The organism is Helcococcus ovis, from assembly GCF_004524775.2.
GTDB classification, from domain to species: Bacteria; Bacillota; Clostridia; order Tissierellales; family Peptoniphilaceae; genus Helcococcus; species Helcococcus ovis.
On sequence record NZ_CP119081.1, the window covers coordinates 797,260 to 822,517 of the forward strand.

24 protein-coding genes are annotated in these 25,258 nt (G+C 27.3%); all 24 read left to right on the forward strand.

Annotated features, from left to right (window positions below):
* Positions 1–38 precede the first annotated feature (38 nt).
* The 24 genes from recJ to nusB all read left to right on the forward strand — a co-directional run bounded on the left by recJ (position 39) and on the right by nusB (position 25,257).
* Positions 39–1,775, forward strand: a complete 1,737-nt coding sequence (gene recJ, locus EQF90_RS03770) for a single-stranded-DNA-specific exonuclease RecJ (RefSeq protein ID WP_134710630.1) — start codon at positions 39–41, stop codon at positions 1,773–1,775.
* A 1-nt stretch (position 1,776) separates the two neighbouring features.
* Positions 1,777–3,933 carry a RelA/SpoT family protein gene (locus EQF90_RS03775; protein ID WP_134710631.1) on the forward strand — a complete coding sequence of 719 codons (2,157 nt, stop codon included), beginning with the start codon at positions 1,777–1,779 and terminating at the stop codon, positions 3,931–3,933.
* Positions 3,930–4,379 carry a D-aminoacyl-tRNA deacylase gene (gene dtd / locus EQF90_RS03780; RefSeq protein WP_134710632.1) on the forward strand — a complete coding sequence of 150 codons (450 nt, stop codon included), beginning with the start codon at positions 3,930–3,932 and terminating at the stop codon, positions 4,377–4,379. The genes EQF90_RS03775 and dtd overlap by 4 nt, the downstream gene beginning before the upstream one ends.
* A gap of 7 nt (positions 4,380–4,386) precedes the next feature.
* Positions 4,387–5,007, forward strand: coding sequence for an MBL fold metallo-hydrolase (locus EQF90_RS03785; protein ID WP_134710633.1), 621 nt, complete (start codon positions 4,387–4,389; stop codon positions 5,005–5,007).
* A gap of 18 nt (positions 5,008–5,025) precedes the next feature.
* A complete protein-coding gene (gene aspS / locus EQF90_RS03790; RefSeq protein ID WP_134710634.1) occupies positions 5,026–6,783 on the forward strand; it encodes an aspartate--tRNA ligase in 1,758 nt (585 codons plus the stop codon).
* Between the two features lie 7 nt (positions 6,784–6,790).
* Positions 6,791–7,222, forward strand: a complete 432-nt coding sequence (locus tag EQF90_RS03795; protein ID WP_134710635.1) for a SoxR reducing system RseC family protein — start codon at positions 6,791–6,793, stop codon at positions 7,220–7,222.
* 1 nt (position 7,223) lies between these two features.
* Positions 7,224–8,447 (forward strand): serine hydroxymethyltransferase, encoded by a 1,224-nt coding sequence (locus EQF90_RS03800; protein WP_134710636.1) that lies wholly within the window; start codon positions 7,224–7,226, stop codon positions 8,445–8,447.
* A 9-nt stretch (positions 8,448–8,456) separates the two neighbouring features.
* Positions 8,457–9,779: a ribosome biogenesis GTPase Der gene (gene der / locus EQF90_RS03805; RefSeq protein ID WP_134710637.1), complete on the forward strand. Its 1,323-nt coding sequence runs from the start codon at positions 8,457–8,459 to the stop codon at positions 9,777–9,779.
* On the forward strand, positions 9,776–10,369 hold the full coding sequence (gene plsY / locus EQF90_RS03810) for a glycerol-3-phosphate 1-O-acyltransferase PlsY (protein WP_134710638.1): 594 nt from the start codon (positions 9,776–9,778) through the stop codon (positions 10,367–10,369). Before der ends, plsY begins: the two co-directional genes overlap by 4 nt.
* A 1-nt stretch (position 10,370) precedes the next feature.
* Positions 10,371–11,360: an NAD(P)H-dependent glycerol-3-phosphate dehydrogenase gene (locus EQF90_RS03815; RefSeq protein ID WP_134710639.1), complete on the forward strand. Its 990-nt coding sequence runs from the start codon at positions 10,371–10,373 to the stop codon at positions 11,358–11,360.
* Positions 11,344–12,498, forward strand: a complete 1,155-nt coding sequence (locus EQF90_RS03820; protein ID WP_134710640.1) for an HlyD family efflux transporter periplasmic adaptor subunit — start codon at positions 11,344–11,346, stop codon at positions 12,496–12,498. Before EQF90_RS03815 ends, EQF90_RS03820 begins: the two co-directional genes overlap by 17 nt.
* Positions 12,499–12,558: 60 nt before the next feature.
* Positions 12,559–13,083, forward strand: a complete 525-nt coding sequence (locus EQF90_RS03825; RefSeq protein ID WP_245151251.1) for a cell division protein SepF — start codon at positions 12,559–12,561, stop codon at positions 13,081–13,083.
* 44 nt (positions 13,084–13,127) lie between these two features.
* Positions 13,128–13,586, forward strand: coding sequence for a signal peptidase II (gene lspA, locus EQF90_RS03830; RefSeq protein ID WP_134710641.1), 459 nt, complete (start codon positions 13,128–13,130; stop codon positions 13,584–13,586).
* A complete protein-coding gene (locus EQF90_RS03835) occupies positions 13,583–14,257 on the forward strand; it encodes a uracil-DNA glycosylase (protein ID WP_134710642.1) in 675 nt (224 codons plus the stop codon). Before lspA ends, EQF90_RS03835 begins: the two co-directional genes overlap by 4 nt.
* Positions 14,235–15,158, forward strand: a complete 924-nt coding sequence (locus EQF90_RS03840) for an RluA family pseudouridine synthase (RefSeq protein ID WP_134710643.1) — start codon at positions 14,235–14,237, stop codon at positions 15,156–15,158. The genes EQF90_RS03835 and EQF90_RS03840 overlap by 23 nt, the downstream gene beginning before the upstream one ends.
* On the forward strand, positions 15,142–16,611 hold the full coding sequence (locus EQF90_RS03845) for an ATP-binding protein (protein ID WP_134710644.1): 1,470 nt from the start codon (positions 15,142–15,144) through the stop codon (positions 16,609–16,611). Before EQF90_RS03840 ends, EQF90_RS03845 begins: the two co-directional genes overlap by 17 nt.
* A gap of 311 nt (positions 16,612–16,922) precedes the next feature.
* Positions 16,923–17,066 carry a hypothetical protein gene (locus EQF90_RS03850; RefSeq protein ID WP_167603985.1) on the forward strand — a complete coding sequence of 48 codons (144 nt, stop codon included), beginning with the start codon at positions 16,923–16,925 and terminating at the stop codon, positions 17,064–17,066.
* A gap of 24 nt (positions 17,067–17,090) precedes the next feature.
* Positions 17,091–17,606 (forward strand): hypothetical protein, encoded by a 516-nt coding sequence (locus EQF90_RS03855; RefSeq protein WP_134710645.1) that lies wholly within the window; start codon positions 17,091–17,093, stop codon positions 17,604–17,606.
* A gap of 99 nt (positions 17,607–17,705) precedes the next feature.
* Complete coding sequence (locus tag EQF90_RS03860) at positions 17,706–18,020, forward strand: hypothetical protein (RefSeq protein ID WP_167603988.1); 315 nt, start codon at positions 17,706–17,708, stop codon at positions 18,018–18,020.
* Positions 18,021–18,314: 294 nt separating this feature from the next.
* Positions 18,315–19,610: an ATP-binding protein gene (locus EQF90_RS03865; RefSeq protein ID WP_134710647.1), complete on the forward strand. Its 1,296-nt coding sequence runs from the start codon at positions 18,315–18,317 to the stop codon at positions 19,608–19,610.
* A gap of 472 nt (positions 19,611–20,082) precedes the next feature.
* Entirely contained in the window at positions 20,083–22,053 is a 1,971-nt protein-coding gene (locus tag EQF90_RS03870; RefSeq protein WP_134710648.1) for an HsdM family class I SAM-dependent methyltransferase, read from the forward strand.
* Positions 22,046–23,638 carry a restriction endonuclease subunit S gene (locus EQF90_RS03875; RefSeq protein WP_134710649.1) on the forward strand — a complete coding sequence of 531 codons (1,593 nt, stop codon included), beginning with the start codon at positions 22,046–22,048 and terminating at the stop codon, positions 23,636–23,638. Before EQF90_RS03870 ends, EQF90_RS03875 begins: the two co-directional genes overlap by 8 nt.
* Before the next feature lie 667 nt (positions 23,639–24,305).
* Positions 24,306–24,863, forward strand: coding sequence for an elongation factor P (efp, locus tag EQF90_RS03880; protein ID WP_134710650.1), 558 nt, complete (start codon positions 24,306–24,308; stop codon positions 24,861–24,863).
* Position 24,864: 1 nt separating this feature from the next.
* The gene (nusB, locus tag EQF90_RS03885; RefSeq protein WP_134710651.1) at positions 24,865–25,257 is read left to right on the forward strand and encodes a transcription antitermination factor NusB; all 393 of its coding nucleotides are present in this window, start codon (positions 24,865–24,867) and stop codon (positions 25,255–25,257) included.
* The last annotated feature ends 1 nt before the right edge of the window (position 25,258 follow it).

Sequence of the window (25,258 nt, forward strand, 5' to 3'; positions counted from 1 at the left end):
GAAAAGTATTTTACTTTTCATTTTTTTATAGGAGTTTTATGGAAAATTGGTATTTAATAAATAAAATAGAAAATTACAATAAAATAAAAGATAAAAAAAATATTACAAGTTTTCAAAAAATATTATTAGCTAATAGAGACATAACTGATGCTTATAAAATAGATAGCATATTTAATTCAAATATTGATAATTTACATTCTCCCTTATTGATGAGAGATATGCAAAAGGGGGTTGATGTATTATTTGATTCTATGATGAAAAATGAAAAAATAATGATTTCCGGTGATTATGATCAAGATGGTGTAGCTGCAACTGTAATACTTTATAAAGGAATTAAATTATTTTATGAAAATGTGTTATACTCAATACCTGATAGGATTGAAGATGGTTATGGATTAAATAAAAATATTGTAGATGATTGTATTGAAAATAATGTTAAATTAATTATAACATGTGATAATGGAATAGCAGCTTTTGAAGCGATAGATTATGCAAAGAAAAATAATATTAGAGTTATAGTTACTGATCATCATGAGGTTGTAAATATAGATGGAGTTGATAATCTTCCAAATGCTGATGCGGTAATTAATCCGCATAGAATGGATGATGATTATCCTTTTGATGATATATGTGGAGCTGTAGTTGCTTATAAATTTATAGATGCAATTATTGAACTGTATGGTAAAAATATTGGATTAGAAAAGAAAAGTATATATTTTCTTCTTCAATTTGCAATGCTTGGGACAGTTTGTGATATGATGAAAATCGTTGATGAAAATAGAATAATAGTTATCGAAGGGTTAAGGCTTATAAATAAAACTAATAATATAGGAATAAAATCCTTGTTAAATGAAATTAAATGGGAAAAGCCGGTAGATATATACACAGTAGGTTTTTTAATTGGTCCTATTATAAATGCAAGTGGAAGAATTTATACAGCAAAATTGGGTGTTGAACTTTTTTTAACTGACAACATTGATGAGGCAAATACATATTCTAAAACCTTAGTTGAATTAAACGATGAAAGAAAAGAAATGACTCAAAAATCTGTAGAATTGGCAATTGAAAATATTGAATATGAAAATATCCATAAAAATGATATAATTGTTGTATATGATTCAAGTATTCATGAAAGTATTTGTGGACTTGTTGCAGGTAGGGTAAAAGATAAGTATAATAAGCCTACATTAATTCTTACTGATTCTTCAAATGAAGGTATCCTAAAAGGCTCAGGTAGAAGTATAAGTGCATATAATATGTTTGAAAAATTTAATAATTTTAGGGATGAATTTGTTGCTTTTGGCGGGCATGCAATGGCATGTGGCTTGAGTATAGAAAAAGAAAAATTAAAGTCTTTTAATGAAAAAATTCAATTGGATAGCAATCTCGTGGAGGATGATTTTAATAAGTCAATCGATTTAGATTATTGTTTGAATTTTAAAAATATAAATAAAAACTTAATCAATCAAATAAACGAGCTAAGTCCATACGGTTATGGGTTTTCTGAACCCATATTTGCAAGTAAAAATGTTTTTGTAAGAGATATATTTTTACTTGGAAAAGATAAAAATGTATTAAAGATTAAATTTGAGCAAGATGGCATTTTATTGGATGCGATAAATTTCAGAATTGATGAAATACTTGATAAATTAGAAATTAATATTGATGATATATATAAAATTAAAAATAAAAATTATGATATAGTTTATAAAATTGGAGAAAATACTTTTAACGGATACACGAGTATTCAATTAAATTTAATCTCAATGAGGTAATATGTTAGAAAGATTATTAGAGGCGGTAAGAAAATATAATAAGGATTTAGATGTTGAATTAATTACTAAGGCTTTTAATTTAGCAAAAGAAAAACACAAGGGACAAGTGCGTAATTCAGGAGAAGAATATATAGTACATCCTCTTGAAGTTTCAATTATTTTGGCTTCAATGCAAATGGATGATCAGACAATTTGTGCCGGATTGATGCATGATATTTTAGAAGATACAGATTATTCAAAATCTGATATGGAGAAGGAATTTGGAGAAGAAATTACTGCTCTTGTTGATGGTGTAACAAAATTAAAAAATCTTCAATATAAAACAAAAGAAGAAGCTCAAATTGAAAGTATAAGAAAAATGGTATTAGCTATGGCTAATGATATCAGGGTAATTATTATAAAATTATCTGATAGACTTCATAATATGAGAACATTAGAATATAAAGATAGGGATAAACAAATTAAAACCGCTAATGAAACTTTAGAAATTTATGTTCCTATAGCCCATAGACTAGGAATTAATGCAATTAAATGGGAGCTTGAAGATTTGTGTTTAAGATATATTGATCCTGTATCATATTATTCTGTTGCTCAACAAATTGATCAAAAAAGATCTGAAAGAGAAAAAATTATTCAACATATTATGGACAAACTATCAACTGAACTTGATAAGATAAATATTAGATTTACAATGACAGGAAGACCTAAAGGAATTTATAGTATCTATAATAAGATGCAAAAGCAGGAAACAACAATTGACAATATATTTGATTTGATTGCAGTGAGAGTAATTGTTAAAGATATAAATCAATGTTATGCAGTTTTAGGTATTGTTCATAATTTATGGAAGCCAATACCAGGTAGATTTAAAGATTATATTGCAATGCCAAAACCCAATTTTTACCAATCGTTGCATACAACAGTAATCGGTGAAAAAGGACAAATTTTTGAAGTTCAAATTAGAACTGAAGAAATGCACAGAAATGCTGAATACGGTATTGCTAATCACTGGCAATACAAAGAAGGTAAGAAGAAAGCTTCAAATTTTGACAACAGATTAAATTGGATAAGACAAGTTATAGAATGGGGAAAAGACACGTCAGCATATGAGTTTATTGATAATTTTAAAAATGACTTATTTAATGATGAGGTTTATGTATTTTCACCAAAAGGTGATGTTGTTGATTTACAAAAGGGGGCTACACCGATAGATTTTGCATATAGAGTCCATTCAGAAGTAGGAAACAAATGTGTAGGAGCTAAAATAAACGGTAAAATTCAACCATTAAATTACAAACTTAAAACTGGAGATATTGTAACAATTCTTACTTCTAAAAACTCAACAGGACCAAATCTGGGTTGGCTTGATATGGCAGTTACTCAACATGCAAAAAATAAAATAAGAGCATTTTTTAAGAAAAAATCAAGAGAAGAAAATATCGAACTTGGTCAGGAACTACTTGAAAAAGAACTTAGAAAAAAAGGTCATGATGTTTCAAAATTGATGGTTGATGAATGGCTATTAAATGCAGCTGAAAAAAATAATGCTCTCTCAATTGAGTCATTATATAATTTAATAGGATATGGTACAGTTCAAGTTGAAAATGTTATTAAATTTTTAGAAAAAAAATATAATGATAAATATAAAAAAGAAGAAGAAATTTCAAATCTTGTAAATATTGAGGATAAAAATCCTCATAAAGATAAAAATATTAATGAAGCAATTATAATTGATGATATTACAAATTTAGAAACTAAATTTGCAAAATGTTGTAACCCTGTTCCGGGAGATAAGGTTATAGGATATATAACTCATGGAAATGGAGTATCAGTTCATAGAATTAATTGTAAAAACATAATAAATCTTAAAAATAAAGAAAGACTTATTGAAGTAAAATGGAGTGAAAATAATAATTCAAGTTTCCCGGTGCAGGTTAAAGTTATTATTGAAAATAGACCTGCATATTTAGCTGATTTAACTAAAGGGCTTTCTAAGGATGGATTTGATATTTCTGCAATTAATACAAAACAAAATCATGACAGTACAATAAATATATCACTTGTAATTTTAGTAAAGTCTAATTCAGATATTGATAGAATTTATAATATAATAAAAAAAATAGATGGTACTATAAAAGTATTTAGGGAGAAAAATTGAGAGCAATAATTCAAAGAGTTAAATGGGTTAAATTAAATATTGATTCAAACTTATATTCTGAGATTAATAATGGATTATTAGTTTTTTTAGGAGTTTCAGAAGATGATAATATCACTGACTTAAATTATATTAAAAATAAAATTGTTGGGCTAAGGATTTTTGAAGATTCTAATGATAAAATGAATTTATCTGTTAAAGATGTAAAAGGCGAAGTGATGGTTGTATCACAGTTTACATTATTTGGTGATGCTAGAAAAGGTAATAGACCTAATTTTATGAGAGCTGCTAAACAGGAAAAAGCAGAAAAAATTTATAATCAATTTGTCGAAGAAATAAAAAAAGATATTGATATAGTTAAAACGGGAGTTTTTGGAGCAGATATGAAAATAGAGCTGTTAAATGACGGCCCGGTTACAATCCAGTTAGACTCTGAAAAATTATATTGAGGTTTTTATGAAATATAAAGTTTTAAAAAATGGTAATAATCCAATGAATACAAATTGTTATTTGATATATAACGAAGAAACTTTAGATGGATATTTGATAGATGCACCATCTAAAATACAAAAATTTATAGATATTATCGAAGAAAAACAATTAAATATTAAGTATTTATTATTGACTCATGGTCATTTTGATCATATTGAAAAAGTTGATTTTTGGAGAGATAAATATAATTTAAAAGTTGTAGCACATAAATATTGTGAAGATTATTTAACTAACCCTGTTCTTAATTTAAGTTCGGTTTTTGGTAATTCATTTACAACAAATGCTGATATATACTTATCTGATGAAAATGGAGATATAGATATTTTCAAATATATATATACACCCGGACATAGCTATGATAGTGTTATATACATATTAGATAATCTGGTGTTTTGTGGAGATTTAATATTTTTAGAATCTGTTGGAAGGACAGATTTTAAGGGTTCAAATCACAGTGATTTGGTAGCATCAATTCAAAATGTTATTTATGAAATGGATGATGAAAATATTTTGTTGCCCGGACATGGTAGTAATACAAAGGTCGGGCATGAAAAAAAATATAATCCATTTGTTGCATGTAAATAAATTAATTAGGAGAGAAACATGAAAAGAACACATTTTTGTGGACAATTAAGAAAAGAAAATATTGGTGAAGAGGTAGTATTAAATGGTTGGGTTCAAAAATCTAGAGACCTAGGTCCATTAGTATTTATAGATTTGAGAGATAAGTTTGGTATTGCACAAATTGTTTTCAAAAAAGAAGATAATGAAGAACTTTATAATAAGGCTAAAGAATTAAAATCTGAATATGTTGTTGGTGTAAGAGGAAAAGTTTTTGAAAGAGAAAGTAAAAATAAAGATATTCCTACTGGGGATGTAGAAATTATTTCTAGTGAATTAGTTGTTTATGATACTTCTAAAACACCACCAATTTATATAAAAGATAATGATAATGCTTCTGAGGAAATGAGATTAAAATATAGATATTTAGATTTAAGAAAATTGTCTATGCAAAAAATGTTAAGAGATAGAGCTGAAATAGTTAAAGCATTTAGAGATTTCTTGTATGATAATGAATTTATTGAAGTAGAAACTCCAATGCTTACAAAGCCAACTCCTGAAGGAGCAAGGGACTATATTGTACCGTCAAGAATAAGCAAACATGGGTTTTACGCTTTACCACAATCACCACAATTATTTAAGCAAATCTTGATGGTTGCTGGTACAGATAGATATTATCAAATCGTAAAATGTTTTAGAGATGAAGATTTAAGAGCAAATAGACAACCTGAATTTACACAAGTAGATTTAGAAATGAGCTTTGTAGATGAAGAAGATGTAATGGAAATTAATGAAAAATTAATTCAATATATTTTTAAGAGAGTAAAGGGAATTGATTTAAAATTACCATTTAATAGAATGAGCTATGATGACGCTATGTCAAGATTCGGGTCAGATAAACCTGATTTAAGATATGGGTTTGAAATTAAGGATATTTCTGATTTATCGGATAAAATAGAATTTAATTTATTTACAGATTCTGTAAATGAAAACAAGAAAATTAAGGCAATTAACTTTAACGGATTATCATCAAAATATTCAAGAAAACAAATTGATAAAATCACATCTTCAATGAAAGGAATGGGAGCTTCAGGATTAATTTGGTTTAGATATGAAAATGGAGAAATTAATTCCAGCATCAATAAATTTTTAAATGAAGAATATAATGACTCATTAATTGAAAGATTAGAATTAAAAGACGGAGATTTGGCACTTGTAATAATTGATAAAGAACCAAAAGTTTCTGAGTTAATGGGCAGCTTAAGAGTTATGATTGCTTCAGAAAATATTGAATTTAAGGAAGATGAATTTGCTATTACATGGATTAATGAATTTCCTATGTTTGAATATGATGACGAAGAGAATAGATATGTTGCAAAACATCATCCATTCACACATCCGGTTGATGAGGATATTAAATTATTAGATTCAAATCCTGAAAAAATGAGAGCTAAAGCTTATGATTTAGTTATAAATGGAGATGAAATAGGTGGTGGCTCAATTAGAATAAACAATTCTGATTTACAAAATAAAATATTTAATGCTTTAAAATTATCTAAAGAAGATATAGAACGTAAATTTGGATTTTTTGTAGAATCACTTAGCTATGGTACACCTCCACATGGTGGATTGGCATTTGGTTTAGACAGACTTGTTATGACATTATTAAATAAAGATAATATCAAGGATGTAATAGCGTTTCCTAAAACTCAATCAGCTTCATGTTTACTAACTGAAGCACCAACAACAATTGATAAAAAACAATTGGATGAATTAAATATTAGATTTGTTGAAGATTAGAGGAAAAATGAATAAAGTTGGAGTTATAACAAAAGTTGATGATGATAAAGCGGTTGTCATGATGGTATCATCCAAAACATGTGGTGATTGTAGTTGCTCAACATTAACCAAAATACACCATGCAAAATCATGTGAATACGGTAAAAAATATTTAATAGTACAAAATACCATAAATGCAAAAGTTGGGGATCCCGTAAATTTAGAATTTAAGACAACAAAAATGCTGAAAGCATCATTAGTTTTATATATTTTACCACTAATAATAATGGTGGTTGGAATATTAATTTCAAATAAATTACAAGGTAAAAATCCCAGCGATATAATTTCATTTATATCAGGTATTACTGCATTGGTTGTTTCTTATGCGATGTTAAGCTTTTTTGACAAGAAAGAAGACAGAGAAAATTTAATTAAATTAAGCAAATTTAGAGGTTATTAATATGAAGAATATACAAAATTTTGATAGAGAATTATTTGATATCATAAAAAAGGAAGAGAACAGACAACAAAATAATATAGAATTGATAGCTTCTGAAAATTTTGTGTCAAAAGCTATATTAGAAGCTGCAGGTTCAGTATTAACAAATAAATATGCTGAAGGTTATCCGGGCAGAAGATATTATGGAGGTTGTAAATTTATTGATGAAGCAGAACAATTAGCAATAGATAGAGCAAAGCAATTATTTGGAGCTGATCATGCTAATGTACAGCCACATAGTGGTTCAAGTGCAAATTTAGGCGTATACTTTGCATTAATGAATCCATTTGATAAAGTCTTAGCGATGAATCTAAATGAGGGAGGGCATTTAACACATGGTTCTAAGGTAAGTATTTCAGGAACATACTTTAATTTTGTTCATTATGGAGTAGATAAAGAAACAGAATTAATAAATTATGATGATGTATACAAAATTGCTTTAGCGGAAAAACCCAAAATTGTATTAGCTGGTGCTAGTGCATATTCAAGAAAAATAGATTTTAAGAAATTTAAGGAAATTGCTGACGAAGTAGGAGCAATTTTTATGGTAGATATGGCTCATATTGCGGGTTTAGTTGCTGCGGGATTACATCAAAATCCTGTAGAATATGCAGATATAGTTACAAGTACAAGTCATAAAACTTTAAGAGGACCTAGAGGTGCATTTATTTTAAGCACAAAGGAATATGCACAAAAAATTAATAAAGCAATATTCCCCGGGACTCAAGGAGGACCCTTAGAACACATAATTGCTGCAAAGGCAATTTGTTTTAAGGAAGCTATGACTGATGAATTCAAAGAATATCAAAAACAGGTGTTAAAAAACGCTAAAAAATTAGCAGAAGTTTTATCTAAAAGAGGCATAAGACTTGTTTCCGGTGGTACTGATAATCATTTAATTTTGGCTGATGTTTCAAGTGTTGGATTAACAGGAAAAGAAGCTGAGTACATGCTTGATGAAGTTAATATAACTGTAAATAAAAATACTATTCCAAATGAAACAAAAAGTCCAATGGTAACTTCAGGTATAAGACTAGGAACACCAGCAATGACAACAAGAGGAATGAAAGAATATGAAATGGAACAAATTGGTAATTTGATTTGTGATGTTTTATTAAATAAAAAGGAAAATAATGAGATTATAAAAGAAGTAAAATATCTAACTTCTAAATATCCATTATATTAAGGAGTTTATATGGCAAGACCTATTGTAAGTATTATAGGAAGACCAAACGTTGGAAAATCAACATTATTTAATAAATTAGTTGGTAAGAGACTTTCTATTACAGAAGACACACCAGGGGTTACCAGAGATAGATTATATAGTGAAGTTGAATGGCAAAATAATAAATTTGTTTTAGTCGATACAGGAGGATTGGAGTTAGATTATACTGGTGATTTTAATAAAGAAATTGAAATGCAAGCTGATATAGCTATTGATTCTTCGGATTTAATTATGTTTTTAGTAGATGGTAGAGATGGTATGACATCTTTAGATATGCTTATTGCTGAAAAATTAAGAAAATCAGGAAGAGAAGTTTTAGTTGTAGTTAATAAAATTGAAACTAAAGAAACTCCATTATCAGTTTATGAATTTTACAATCTTGGAATTGGTGAATTATATGTTATTTCTGCAGAGCAAGGATATGGAATTGGTGATTTGCTTGATGTAATAATTGAAAAGTTTCCGGATGATAGTTTAAAAGAAGATGAAGAAGACAGGTTAAAAATTGCTGTAATCGGAAAACCGAATGTAGGAAAATCTTCGTTTATCAATATGCTTTTAGGTGAAGAAAGAGCAATTGTATCAGATATTGCGGGAACTACTAGAGATTCTATTGATAGTGATTATGAAAAAGATGGAAAAAAATATACATTTATTGACACGGCAGGACTTAGAAGACAAAGATCTGTTAACACAAGAGTTGAAAAATTTTCTGTAATTAGAACATATAATGCAGTAGATAGATCTGATATAGTTTTATTTTTTATCGACGCAAAAGAAGGTATTACTGAGCAGGATACCAAGATTATAGGATATGCTCATAATAATAATAAAGCATCAATAATTGTTATTAATAAATGGGATGCTATTGAAAAAGAAACAAATACTATGAAGCAGTATGAAGATTTAATTAGAAATAAATTAGGTTTTACGCCTTATGCACCAGTAACATTTATATCAGTGCTAAAAAAGCAAAGAATAGATAAATTATTTGATTTAATAGAAGAAGTGGATCAAAACTATAGCTTTAGAGTAGCGACCGGTACACTAAATACAATGTTAAGAGATGCTATTTTATTAAATCCTCCAAAGGCCAAAAAGGGTAAACAATTAAAAATTTATTATATTTCGCAAGTAACAACAAGACCACCAAAGTTCTTAGTTTATGTAAATGATGAAGAATTAATGCATTTTTCTTACTTGAGATATATAGAAAATAAAATAAGAGAAAATTTTAATTTTAGGGGAGTTCCTATAACTTTAGAAGTTAGAAGTAGGAAATTTGAACAATGATTTATTTACTTATAATATTAATTTCGTATATAATAGGATCTGTTTCGGGAGCTATCATAATTAGTTATACACATTTTAATGAAGATATTAGAACTAAAGGTAGTGGAAATGCAGGTTCAACCAATATTTTTAGAAATTATGGAATGAAATATGCCACTATGGCATTTATTATTGACTCATTAAAAGGATTTCTAGCTCCATTTATAGCATATTATTTAGAGCCTCAATATGGGCAGTATATTGCAGGAGTAGTAGTCGTGATTGGGCATGTTTGGCCGATATATTATGCATTTAAGGGTGGTAAAGGAATGGCGACAAGTATAGGTGTAAATTTATATACAGATTATAAAATTGCAATTTTACAAGCAATAGGATTTTTGATTTTTAACTATACTGTAAAAATTGTATCTGTTGCTTCATTGGCACTTACTATACTAGCATTTGTATATGTTTTAATAGTTCATAATACAAATATAGCTTTTGTAATTATGTCATTGTTAAATACAATAATTGTAATTTATAGTCATAGAGAAAACATTAAAAGATTAATTGAGGGAAAAGAGAAAAAAACAAAAAGAATGGATGTATAACATGGAAATTTCAGTATTAGGTGGTGGTAGTTGGGGTACCGCTATTTCTAAAGAATTATCAAGTAAATATGATGTTATTATGTATGTTAGAAACAAGGATACTTGTAATTCTATAAATAATCTTCATAAAAATGACAGATATTTGAAAGATTACATTTTGCCTGATAACATCAAGGCATCATCTAATATTAAAGATGTGTTAAAAAATAAATACGTGATAAATGCTATACCTACTCAAAAAATAAGAAATATACTGGAAGATTATTCTAAATATTTCAATGAAGATAATATAATTATAAACTTATCTAAGGGAATTGAATTAAATTCAAATTTGAGTATATCAGAAATTTTTGAAGAATTTTTACCTAATAATAAATTTGTAGCATTATCTGGACCGTCACACGCTGAGGAAGTTATTGAATCAATTCCAACATCATTAGTAGCTGCAAGTAAAGATATAAATCTTGCTAGAGATGTTCAAGAATTAATGTCAAGTAACAGCTTAAGAATATATACTAATAATGATTTAGTAGGTGTTGAACTGGGCGGTGCGGTTAAAAATGTATTAGCATTGGGAATAGGTATATTAGATGGTTTAGGATTAGGTGATAACACTAAAGCGGCTATTATGACACGTGGAATACACGAAATGACAAGGTTTTGTGTAGCAATGGGTGGGAAAGATAAGACCTTATATGGATTAGCCGGATTGGGAGATTTGATTGTAACAGCAACTTCAATACATAGTAGAAATAGAAAAGCAGGAGAACTAATAGGTAAAGGTCATACAATTTCTACTTTAGAAAATGAAATAGGAATGGTTGTAGAATCTATATCAACATGTAAAGCTTTATATAATATCAGTAAGCAAAAAAAAATATATATGCCGATAACCGAAGTGATATACAAAATATTATATGAAAATTTAGATATAAAGAGTGCTACAAAATTTTTAATGAATAAGGAAAATAAAGATGAATTTGAATTTTAAGAGAATATTAAAATATAAAAAAAGTATAATTTTAATAGTTGTTCTTATCTTTTCACTAATAATAGTTTTATTTTCTATAATTTATTCATTATTTAAAAATAAAAATAATGAAGATAATTTATATAATGTTGGTAATACATATGAGGTAAATAACAATATTTCAGGAAGTGGAGTTGCAATATTTGACGAATTTGTGTTTGAAAATTTTGATAATATTGAAACAAAAATAGACAGTAAAAAAGTTTATAGAGCTGATAGTGTTGTTGATAATACTAATAATTTCGATGCATATGAAAATGCCACGAAAATATATAATGTTTTAAAAGATACTAAAAAATCTAAAAACATTAATGATATTAGAAATTTTGAAAAAATAAAAAATAATATAATTAATAATAAAATAAATTTTTTAGACATTAGTTCAATTAAAAACTTAAACAATTCAAATAATTCTGAAAAAATGATAAATTATCTAAATGAATATATTAAAAATAAATCTGTAAAAGTTGATAGTTCAGGATATATTGTAAATTTTTATGATGGATATGAAACTATTTATAATATTGATTCATTAGAAAGTTCAAATTTAGAACTTATTACAAATAAAACAAATAATAAAATTGTAAAAATACCGGGCTTAAAATATGTAAATAATAAATATTTTTATTTTTTAACGTATATTAAAGATGCACAAAAATTAAATAAGGATTATTTACAGACCGCAAAATTAAAAATTGATAAAAAAAATTATAATGCAACAATTGAAAAATCAATAAATTATAAAGATGGATTAATTGTATTATATAAATTATTTGATAATATAGAAGGATTTGTAAATAATAGATTTATAAATTTTGAATTAGAAACTATTAAATTATTTACATATAAAGTTCCTAAAAGTGCAGTTTTTAATCAATATAATGTAGAGGGAGTTTATTTTATTAAAAATAATAAAGTAAAATTTACCCCTGTTAAAATTATAAAAAATGAAAATGATTTTGTATATGTATCAAATAATTTCAAGGAAATTTTTCCGAATATTACATCTTCAATATATAAAGATTTTGAAGAATTAAATCCATTTTCTAAGATAATCTTAAATCCTAAAAATTATAGGGAAAATGATGATTATAAATAAAAATAGAAAATTGTTTGTGAATAAGTTATAATAAGAAATATAAAATAATAAGGAGGAATAATGGCTTTTTGGGATAAGGTAAAAGATTTTATTGGAATTGAAGAAGATTATTATGAAGAAGATGAATTTCAAAATGATGTAAATGATTCTGATTATGGAGAAAAAGTTGAAAAGAAATCAGAGTCCACATTATATGCTTCAGACAAAAAAGAAGAAAATAATAATACTTATGAAAAAAAATTCGACTTAAATAGAAGTTATAGAACTGAAACAAGACAAACAAATAATAAAAATTTAGGAGTTAATAAAAGTATGTTAGTGTCAATAAAAGAACCTTTAACATTTGATGATGTTAAAAATGTATTAGATGATGTTATATCAGGAAAGACAGTAGTTTTAAACTTGGAGATGTTAGAAATTGATATAAAAACTCAAATTTTTTATTTTGTAAGTGGCGGTTTGTATTCACTAAGAGGTTCATTACATAATGTAACAAAAGATATTTATGTTTTAGTTCCTGAAGGAGTAAGCGTAGATTCAAAATTAAAAGAAACTATTGCTGAAAAATCATTATATCAAATTTAATTGATACAAGGGCGTAAGCCCTTTTTTTATTAAGAGGTAATATTATGATGTATATTTTAGTTTTTATAGTAGCTGTATTAATAGATCAGCTTACAAAGTTGTGGGCTATTTCTAATTTAAAGGGACAGGCTCAAATTAAACTGGTAGATAATTGGTTACATTTAACTTATTTAGAAAATTCCGGTGCAGCGTGGGGAATATTTCAAAATGCAACCTTAATTTTTGCACTAATGACAATTTTAATTTGTTTTGGAATTTGTTGGTATTTATTAAAAAATAGTAACAATATTGACATTTACATTAAAATTCCATTGGTTATAATATTGGCAGGGGCTATTGGAAATTTAATTGATAGATTAAGATTACAATATGTTGTAGATTTTATATACACTCCTCTTGGAGGACTATATGACTTCCCTGTATTTAACTTTGCTGATATGTTTGTATCCTTATCTGCTATTTTTTTAATAATTTATGTTTATTTTTTTGAGGCTAAAAAATGATTATAGGAAACGGATGGGATAATATTCTTGAAAAAATATTAAAATCTGATGAATTTCAAAATTTTTATATTAATCTTAGTAGGGAATATGATATTTATGATGTTTACCCAAATTATGAGAATATATTCAATGCATTTAAATTAACTAAATATGAAGATATAAAAATAGTGATTATTGGACAGGATCCATATCATCAAAAAGGACAAGCTAATGGATTGGCTTTTTCAGTTAATTCTAATATTAAAACACCTCCTTCCCTTAAAAATATTTTTAAGGAAATTAGTTCGGATCTAGGCATTGAAAATAAAAATCCGGATTTGACAGCTTGGGCTAAGCAAGGTGTTTTACTTTTGAATACTATTCTTACTGTAAAAGATAGTAGTCCCAGATCATATGCGAATTCATATTGGGGTGTTTTTTCTGTTGAAGTAATAAAAAAAATTTCAGAAAGAAAAAATATAATCTTTATGTTATGGGGAAATGATGCGATTTCTTTATCAAAATATATAGATGAGGATAATTTTATATTGACATCAACACACCCTTCTCCATTATCTGCATATAGAGGATTTTTAGGATGTAAACATTTTTCAAAAGCAAATGAAATATTAGAACAGTTAAATAAACCAAAAATTAATTGGAGTACAGATGAAAATAAAGGTTTTAGATAACGAAAATCAAAGATTAGATCAATTTTTATCAGATTATTTTGAGGACATTTCCAGGTCAAAGTTTTCAAATTTAATAAAAAATGATTGTGTATTTGTAAATGGAGTTAAACAAAAATCTAAATATATTGTAAAATTAAATGATGTTATAGATGTAGAGCTTGATTGTCTTAAAATAAAAAAATTGGAGCCACAAAATTTATCTATTGAAATTTTATATGAAGATGAGGATATTGCCATTATTAATAAACCTAAGGGGATAATATCCCATCCGACAAATAGCATTAGAACAAATACGGTTGTAAATTTTTTGATGTCAATGTATGAAAATTTACCAAATTTAAATGGAGAGGATAGAGAGGGAATTGTCCATAGACTTGACAAAGATACATCCGGACTTATGATTGTGGCATTAAATGACGAATCTATGATTAACTTAAAATCAATGTTTGAAAATAGAAGCATTATAAAAAAATATAGGGCTATCGTAAATAATAGATTTGAAAATTTAAGTGGCATTATTGAAAAAAATATCTCTAGAAGCATGAAAAATCGTAAATTAATGACTGTTGATGAAAATGGTAAATATGCTAAAACCGGATATAAAGTTGTAATGCAAAATAGTCAATACGCTTATTTAGATATTGAATTATTTACGGGCAGAACTCATCAAATTAGAGTTCATTTATCAAGTATTAATCATCCAATTTTGGGAGATAAGGATTATAACAATAATAAGAGTAATTTTAATATTGATGGACAATTACTTCAAGCATATTATTTAGAATTTAAACATCCAATAACAAATAAATTAATTAAGATTGAAATTCCAATGTATCCCGAATTTAGTAAATACTATAATATAATTTTCGGAGAGGAAGGAATAAATGAAAAATTTAATTAAAACATATAATTTTAATAAAACTGAAGAAAATTTAGTTTATATAGAAACAATAAAAAATAAGGGAATGATTAAGTTTACAATTTCAGGGTTAATTTCAAAATCAATTAGTGAAGGAAAAGACAGGATATATTCCACTTTTAAAATGAATGGATTAAAATTTCCTTATGGAAGAGTAATTACAAATTTATTTCCTGCAGATATAAAAAAACAGGGTACACACTATGATTTACCAATAGCACTATCTATTTTGGTAAATCAAGGATATCTTAAGTACCCTGGTGATTATCTTGTGTGTGGAGAGTTATCATTAAACGGAGATTTAGTTGAAATTGATAATCCAATACGAATAATTAATTTTTGTCTTAAAAATAATATAAAAAATGTGATCATGCCTTATGGCGATTATCCATATCTATCGCTATATAAAGATATAAATATTTATATGGCAAGGAATATTTCAGAGGTAATAAATCACTTCAATGGTAAAAATAATTTGCTATTTAATAAAAATTTTGTAATTAATGAAAATATTATAGAAACATCAATAAATGATATTTTATCTCAAAAAGCATTGATAAGAGCTTTAATAATCTCAATTTCAGGTAATCATAGTATTTTAATAAAAGGCCCCGTCGGCACAGGAAAAACTTTTTCTATAAAGTCAATTAAATCTTTGTTCTTAAAATTAAATTCAAAAGAATCTCTAATTTTATCGGATATTTTAACTAGATTTTATAAAAGTAATACATTTACAAGCTATCCGCAAATCATCTATCCTAAAAATAATGTAAGTGTAAATGAGCTATTTGGCAATGAAAGAAAAATTGGAACATGCACAATGTCAAATTTTGGATTTTTAGTTTTTGATGAACTAAATACATTTAATAAAAATATAATTGATAAACTAAAAAGTTTATTAGATTTTGATGAAGTAATAAAATTTAATAAAAAGATTTATTATGAATACCCGGTTAAAAGTACTATAATTGCAACAATGAATCCATGTCCATGTGGAAATTACGGGACTGATTCTAAATGTATATGTACTGAAAAAGAGATACAAAACTATATAAAAAAAATAGACAAGGCATTATTAGATAGGTTTAACATAAAACTTACAGTTACTTCATCTAAAAATATTTCTAATGTTAATTCAGAAAAATATGATATTGAAATTATAAAATCTAAAATTGATAATGCAAAAAAAATACAATTACGAAGATATGACAGCGATATAATTACAAATGGTAGCCTAAAAAATTATCAAATAAAAAAATATATAAATGTATCAGAAAACATAAATAATTTATTAGAAATGCTTAAACAAAAATATAATTTATCACAAAGATCTGTTGATAACATATTAAAAGTTTCTCGTACAATTGCAGATTATGAGGGGCATGAAGAAATACTGGAGGAATATGTATTTGAAGCTTTGAATTATATAAAATAAAATAAAATTCCCATTGACGCCACTAGTCCTCACTCCTAAAGGAGTTGCGGAGGTGGCTACATGGGAATTTTATTTTAAACATTTAAATAGTTAAAATATTTAAATTTCAGAGTTATATTTGAAACTTTTTTAGTTTTTGACAATGTTTTTATGTTTATAAGAAAATTTAATTAAAAAATAATTAAATTATTGACAATATATATATATATATAATGTTATATGAATGATATGCATAATATTATGTATATTAAATTTATATTTTAGGAGAAAATTTATGAAAAAACAAATACAAAAAAATAGTAATAGGTATGATGGCTTTAATGCTTACATTTGGAACTTTAGTAATGGCTTTAACTTTAGGAACAACATCATTAGCATTCGCAGAAAGCCAAAAAACAGCAATCGACTTTTTCAAAGAACGTGGAAGAATTTCTGAAGAAATGTTGAAAAATTAAGATGCTAGAATTAAACACCTAGGTTTGGATATAAATAATTCAGAAATTGCATTTTCATTAAAAAATTTACAAAAGTCAGCACAAGCTTTAAATGAAGCCGAAAACGCAAGAGTTGATGCTAGATTAAAGTCATTAAAAACATCAGATGAAATTATGTTACAATCATTGCATAATGCAGACTTTTTTGCCAAATATAGCGAACACAATACTGTTAAACTATTTACTCCTGTAGCTGAAAATGCAGGTCACGGTTACGACGATTTTGGACTCCCAGCTAAGGAAAAGGTTATGGACAGTTTTTATGGTTACGAAAAAAGAGAATTTAAAAAAGTAGCTAAAGAAAAATACCCATCAGAATTTGATGGTACAGATGAGGGTAATTTCAATTTATATAATAAATATCGTGAAGAGTTTGATCGTATAGCTAGGAATTCATTAACAAACAAAAATAAAACTTTTGGTCACTATTTCAGCGAAATCAACCCAAAATATAAATCAAATGGATATGGGGTAAGTACATTAATTAAGTTAGATCCATAATATGAGAAAGATCCATTTAAGGATTATCCTATAAACTCACAAGTTCACAATTTTAAGTTTGAAGAAGGTGACCAAACAACAGCAGGATTCTTAAAAGCAGTGAACGATTATATTGCTAAAAATACAAATAAAAAACCATTGGTTGAAACACAAAAAGAAACTGTAAAAGAAACAATTAAGGAAACTCCAAAACCTGAAATTAAAAAAGGTTGGGAAAAGAAAGCTGATTATAAATGGTATTTTACAAATGATAAGGGTGAACTAGTTAAATCAGATTGGATATATGACAATAATTACTCATCATGGTACTACTTAAATGAAAATGGTGATATGGCAACAAATAAATGGGTAAAAAATACAAATAGTAAATGGTATTACCTATTAGGAAGAGGAACTGGTTGTCAAGGATACTGAACTGACAAGGGAGTTAATGGAAAAGTATATCGACTCCGTTCTGTGTGAGGGAAGCATCGTTCAGAAAATTATATGGAAATAGACGCATGAGGAGTGAGAAATCATTCTCTTTTAACCTGTTTCAAGTGTTTATACACATCTTCTAGTTTGAACAAAATTACAAAACTTGAAATAAAAAGGAGGAAATCCGCCTGAATTTTTTATCTATTATTGATTAGTTTGCCGATTTATGATAAAATAAACTCGAAATAAAAAGGTAGAAATCCACCTAAATTATTCCAAAGAGGTAGTTATATGATAATTAAACGAGATTATTATCTAAATAAAATTATAGATAAAAAAGAAAATGGTAGGATAAAGATTATTACAGGGATAAGAAGATGTGGGAAATCATATCTGTTATTTAATTTGTACCAAGAGTACTTATTGTCTAAAGGTGTCAAAGAAACTCAAATTATATCTATTGCACTCGATGAAATAGATAATCTTGAATATAGAAATCCATTTAGATTGAACGAATATATTAAGAAAAAAACTAAAAACAGAAATACAAAATACTATATTTTCATTGATGAAATTCAATTATCTATAGCAGTAAGTAATCCTTATGTGGATAGTAAAGAAAAAAATATAACTTTTGTTGATGTACTTCTGGGACTTATGAAGCGTAGCAATTTAGATATTTATGTAACAGGAAGTAACTCTAAAATGCTTTCATCTGATGTGTTAACACAGTTTAGAGATCGTGGTGATGAGATACATGTAAATCCTCTGTCATTTGCAGAAGTTTACGATTTATACGAAAATAAAGAGTTGGCTTTTGAGCATTATACTGTGTATGGAGGTATGCCGTATATCTATAGCCTAAAAAGTGATGAGGAAAAGAGTCAATACTTGAAGGACTTATTTCAAGAAACATATATAAAGGATATTCTTGAAAGAAATAATATACAAAATGATAAAGAGGTACTTGAATTACTGCTTGATTTCACATCTTCCGCAATTGGCTCACTAACTAACCCTACTAAACTTTCAAGGAGATTTTTGTCAGATATGCAGATAAAAATATCTTCCAATACAATTTCCAAATATCTTAGTTTCTTTGAGGAAGCATATGTTATATACCATGCCAAAAGATATGATGTTAAGGGATCAAGATATTTTTCAACTCCACTAAAATATTACTTTGCAGATATAGGTCTGAGAAATGCAAGATTAAATTTTAGGCAAGTAGAAGACACACATATTATGGAAAACATCATCTATAACGACTTGCTTCGTAGGGGATACAATATAGATGTCGGTGTGGTAGAACATGATTTTAAGAAAGACGGAAACAGAAGAAAGGTTCAGCTTGAGGTTGATTTTGTTATAAACAAAGGACATCAAAGGTACTATATTCAATCAGCTTTGAATGTAGACACTACAGAGAAAATAGAGCAAGAAACGGCATCGCTTAAGAAAATAGACGATTCATTTAAGAAGATTGTGATTGTAAGGAAGCACATTATTCCTAAACACGATAATGATGGTATTTTATACATTGGAATAGAGGATTTTTTGCTTAATGAAGCAATCATAGATTTATAAAAATATTTTGAGTCATTCACTTGACATGAGAGAGTACTGAAGTTTTTTTTATTGCTGCTATGCACCGGATGCTGTCAAAGACAGAAGATGAAAAGGATGAGCAAATCCTTAAGACTAAAATACTAAAAAAACATACGCTTGAGGGCGTTATTACGCTTAATAAGAATGCTTTATGCAAATGAAACAAGTTTATTTTAGAGTACATATTTAATAGATAAATATATAATAAAAAAGAGCTGAAATAAGAGTTTCGATAGTTAATAAAATTTAATTTAAATAATAAAGTAGAGAATTTATATTGAGGAATTTGAGGAACTTCATTACCTTATATATGCAAATATATATTAGAGAATAATGAAATTTTTGATTCTATTAGAAAAAATAAATGCAAATTAACAAGAACTCAAACAGAAAAGCTTAATACTTTATTAGAAAATTTTGCAAAAGATTAATAATATGGAGGAAATAGATAATGGCTAAGAAAGAAATAATGACAGATCTTTGGGTATATGACATGCTTAAAGAAATAGGTGTACAAAATGATTTTTCAGCTCAAGGAAGCACTATAAAAGAAATAGATGAGGCTTTGGCTACTGCTTCAAAGAAGGGGACAGGTAATGTCGGATTTCCAGAATATGTTGGAGTAATTAAAGATTTTCTTGTAGTAATCGAAGATAAAGCAAGTTTAAATAAGCATGTTAATAGAGATGAACACGATTTAATTTCCGAGGATGTTAAGTCTGTTACAGATTATGCTGTGAACGGAGCTTTATTCTATGGAAAGCATTTAGCAAAAAATACAACTTATAAGAAGATAATCGCAATTGGTGTAAGTGGCAATGAGAAAAACCATAGAATTTCACCTTTATTTGTTGATGAAAGAGGTGGATATAAGGAACTTGATGATGTTGAAACTTTTATATCTTTCAGTGCCGATAATATCAATGAATATTACGAAAGAGAAATATTAGAAGTCAAAACCAATGATGAATTAAAGACAGAAGAATTATTAAAAATTGCTCGTTCTCTTCATGAAGATTTAAGAAATTACGGAAATTTAGAAGATAAAAACAAGCCGTTGATTGTTTCTGGAATTTTACTTGCATTATCAGAAATTGAACATAAAAACTTTGATATTTCTGATTTGATTGGCGATAAAATAAGAACTGATGGTTCAAAAATATATAAGGCAATAGAAGATAATTTAAAAAGAGCAAATGTCAGTCCTGAAGTTAAAAGAGATAAGTTGCTTAACCAATTCAATATTATAAGAGATAACAATAAAATTAATGAAAAAAATACCAATCTCGGAAAAACACCACTTAGATATTTTACAGAGGTTCTATATAACAGTATCTTCACAAATATAAAATATAGTTCATCTACAGAAGATTATATCGGCAGATTTTATGGTGAATTTATGTCTTATTCTGGAGGAGATGGACAGAGTTTAGGTATTATCTTAACACCGAGACATATAACAGATTTGTTCTGTGAATTGCTTGATATACAACCAACAGATAAGGTTTTAGACCCTTGTTGTGGTACTGCTGGTTTTCTTATTGCTGCCATGCATCAGATGCTGTCAAAGACGGAAGATGAAACTGAACAGATAGAAATTAGAAAAAATAGACTGTTTGGTATTGAATTGCAAGATTATATGTTTACAATAGCAACCACAAATATGATATTGCGTGGAGATGGTAAAAGTAATTTAGAAAACCAAGACTTCTTAGCTCAAAATCCAAGCAAACTTCAGCTTAAAGGATGTACTGTTGGAATGATGAATCCTCCATACTCACAGGGTTCAAAACAAAACCCTGAGTTATATGAGATAAATTTCGTAAATCATTTATTAGAGAGTTTAGTTGAGGGAGCTAAAGTTGCTGTGATTGTACCGCAATCGACTTTCACAGGGAAAACTAAGGATGAGCAAAACCTTAAGACTAAAATACTAAAAAAACATACGCTTGAGGGCGTTATCACGCTTAATAAGAATACTTTTTATGGAGTAGGGACAAATCCTTGTATCGGTGTTTTTACAGCAGGCATACCTCATAGCAAGACCAAGAAAGCTAAGTTTATAAATTTTGAAAATGATGGCTATATCGTAAGTAAACATATAGGGCTGATTGATGACGGAAGTGCAAAAGATAAAAAACAACATCTTCTTGATGTGTGGAATGACGAGATAGAAGCACCAACAAAATTTTGTGTTTCTACTACAGTTGAAGCTACAGATGAATGGTTGCACTCTTTTTATTATTTCAACGATGAAATCCCAAGTGATGAAGATTTTGAAAAAACTATAGCTGATTATTTGACTTTTGAAGTCAACATGATTACCCACGGCAGAGGATATTTATTTGGACTGGATAAAGAGGAAGACTTATCATCAGATGAAGTCCTAAAAGTAGCAGAGGATGGTGCTGATTATGTATAAGTATCATTTAGAAGATGTAGAGTGGAGAGAGTTTGTTTTAGGTGAAATTTTTACAATAAAAAAAGTATACGGGAAAATGATTGATAAGTATGATATTGGCCAATTACCTTATATTTCTACATCAGCGAGTGAAAATGGGCTTATTGGATTTGTCGAAACTGATGAGATTCGTTCGATAAGTTGCGGCAATGCTATATCAATAGATCCTATAGGTGGAAAATGCTTTTACCATAAATACAATTTTGTTGGAAGAGGATATAGCGGTGCATCTATTAATTTATTGTATAACGAAATGATTAATGAAATAAATTCAAAATTTATTATGACTTGTATTGAACAAACATCAAAAACCAAATCTTCCTATGGGAATCTATTCAATAGTAATAGACTTTTAAAAGGAAAAATAAAATTACCAATTTCTAAAAATGAGGAAATAAATTGGTACTTCATGGAGGAATATATCAAGGAAAGAGAAAATAAGAAAAGGCAAGAACTAAAAGATTACTATAAAAATAGATTGCTTGATTTAGTGATTAATCCTGATGTTTTAACTGATGTTGATTGGGGAGAGTTCTTTTTAGGAGATATTTTTTCTATAAATACTAAGCCATCAAAGGGATTGAACCATCTGAGCAAAGATGATAAAAAAGGAATTCCTTATGTTGGAGCTACTAATAGGAATAATGGGGTATTGGATTTTGTTGAGAAAGATTCAAAATTGCAATACGATGGTAATTGTATTGCCTTTATTAGAAATGGTGAAGGTTCTATGGGGTATTCTATTTATAAAAGAGAATCATTCATTGCAACACAAGATATAAGTGTTGGATATAATGAAAATCTTAATGAATATTCTGCCAAGTTTATAACGACAGTTGCGGATAGAGTTAGAGGAAAATATACATTTGGATATAAAAGAAACCAAGCAAGGTTAAAAAAAGAAATATTAACTTTACCTGTAGATAAAGAGGGAAATCCTAACTGGACGTATATGGAAAACTTTATAAAAAATATCGAGCAAAAACAGATAAAAAATATCTTAAAATACCTTGACGAATATATATATATATATATAATGTATAACCATTTTGAAAATGTTGATTGGAAAGAATTTTTCTTATCAGATATTTGTAATATTAACTCTGGTGTAAGGCTTACAAAGGCAAATATGGTAGATGGGAATATACCATTTATTGGAGCAACAGATTCTAATAACGGTATTACTAACTTTGTAAGTAATACTAATAAATCCTTAGATAAAAATGTACTTGGAGTAAATTATAATGGAAGTGTTGTTGAAAACTTCTATCATCCATATGAGTGTATTTTTTCTGATGATGTAAAGAGAGTATCATTTAAGGATGAACAAGGACAAAATAAATACAGCTATATATTTTTGAAACAAATGATATTGCAACAGAAAGAAAAATATCGTTATGCGTATAAGTTTAATGGTGATAGGATGGCAAGACAAAAAGTTATGATGCCGGTGGATGAATTGGGAAATATAGATTTTAAGTTTATGAATCGCTATATTGCTTCTAAGGAAATGAAAAATTTAGTAGCGATATTAAAATATATTTAAGGGATGGTGAATAAATTGAAATTAGAGAAATTAGAGGAAATTGATATTAGATAACTCTGGAAGCATGAGCAATATGATTTTTCGTAATTATTATCTAAAAAAGAAAATATCAAAATGCTAGGAGATGAAATAGGATTAACATTTACAGAGATAAACAAAGAGGTCTTTGTTGGTTCTTACTGTTGTAATTTTGTTGCAAAAGATGAAACAATATGAATTAAGGTTATTATTGAAAATCAACTGGAAGCTACCAACCATGATCATTTAGGTAAAATAATAACATACGATTCTGATTTATACACAAATGTTGTGATTTGGCAAAGAGAAAATGGCAAAGAGCAACTTCTTACTATCTATATGCCACTATACAAATAACTAGTGTACCATCATTCAAGAAAATTGGCTTGATTTGATAAATAAAATATAATAATTAACCACTAAATTACTTTACAAGTCTATTTTGAGTTGTTAAAAGTTTATTTAGTGGTTTTTTATTTAATAAATTAGAAGTGTAAAAATCTTAAAAATTTAGTTATATAGTAATATTTTTGCTTTTTTTTAATTAATAAGTCTATAGATGTAAAAACATGCTTGATTTTTTTAGCTTTTGTTTATTTTTCGGTATTTTTATGATATAATACAGTGTAATTAATTTATGGAGGTATATATGATAGGAGCAAATGAAATTAAAAAAGGTATGACATTAGAATATGATAATGGAATTTATGAAGTTTTAGATTTTCAACATGTTAAACCGGGAAAAGGACCAGCATTTATTAGAACAAAAATAAGAAATGTTATGAATGGTTCATCAAAAGATGTAACATTAAATCCAAATGATAAGTTTAATCAAGTAATTATTGAAACAAAAGAAATGCAGTATTTATACAATGATGGTACTTTATATTATTTTATGGATCCGGAAACATATGAACAAATACCAATGGATTATGATATTTTTGAAGAAGCATCTCAATTTGTAAAAGAAAATACAAATGCAATAATTAAGTTTTATAACGGAAAGGCTTTCTCAATTGAAGCACCTAACTTTGTTGAATTAGAAGTTACAGACACAGAACCCGGTTTTAAAGGGGATACAGCTCAAGGAGCAACAAAACCTGCAACAGTTGAAACAGGTTATACATTAAACGTTCCGCTATTTATCGAAATTGGTACTGTATTAAAAATTGATACAAGAACGGGTGAATATTTATCAAGGGTTTAAGATGAATAGAGTTGACGAACGAAAATGGGTTATTAAGATTATTTTTCAAAATGAATTTAACGAAATAGATTTGAAAAAATTAGATTTTTATATAACTGAAAATGGATTAGAGCCTTCAAAATTTATTGTTTCATCTCTAACGTCAATATTAAAAAATATTGAAAAAATAGATGAAATTATAAAATCTAAATTGCAAACAAATAGAAGTTTTGAAAATATGCTTCCTATTGAAAAAGCGATATTGAGAGTTTCTATTAATGAATTTGTAATTCAAAAGCATGTTCCTACAAGTGTTTCAATTAATGAAGCTGTTGAATGTGCTAAAGAATTTTCTAATCCGGATTCTTATAAATTTATAAATGGTATACTTTCATCTATAGCAAAGGATATTTAAT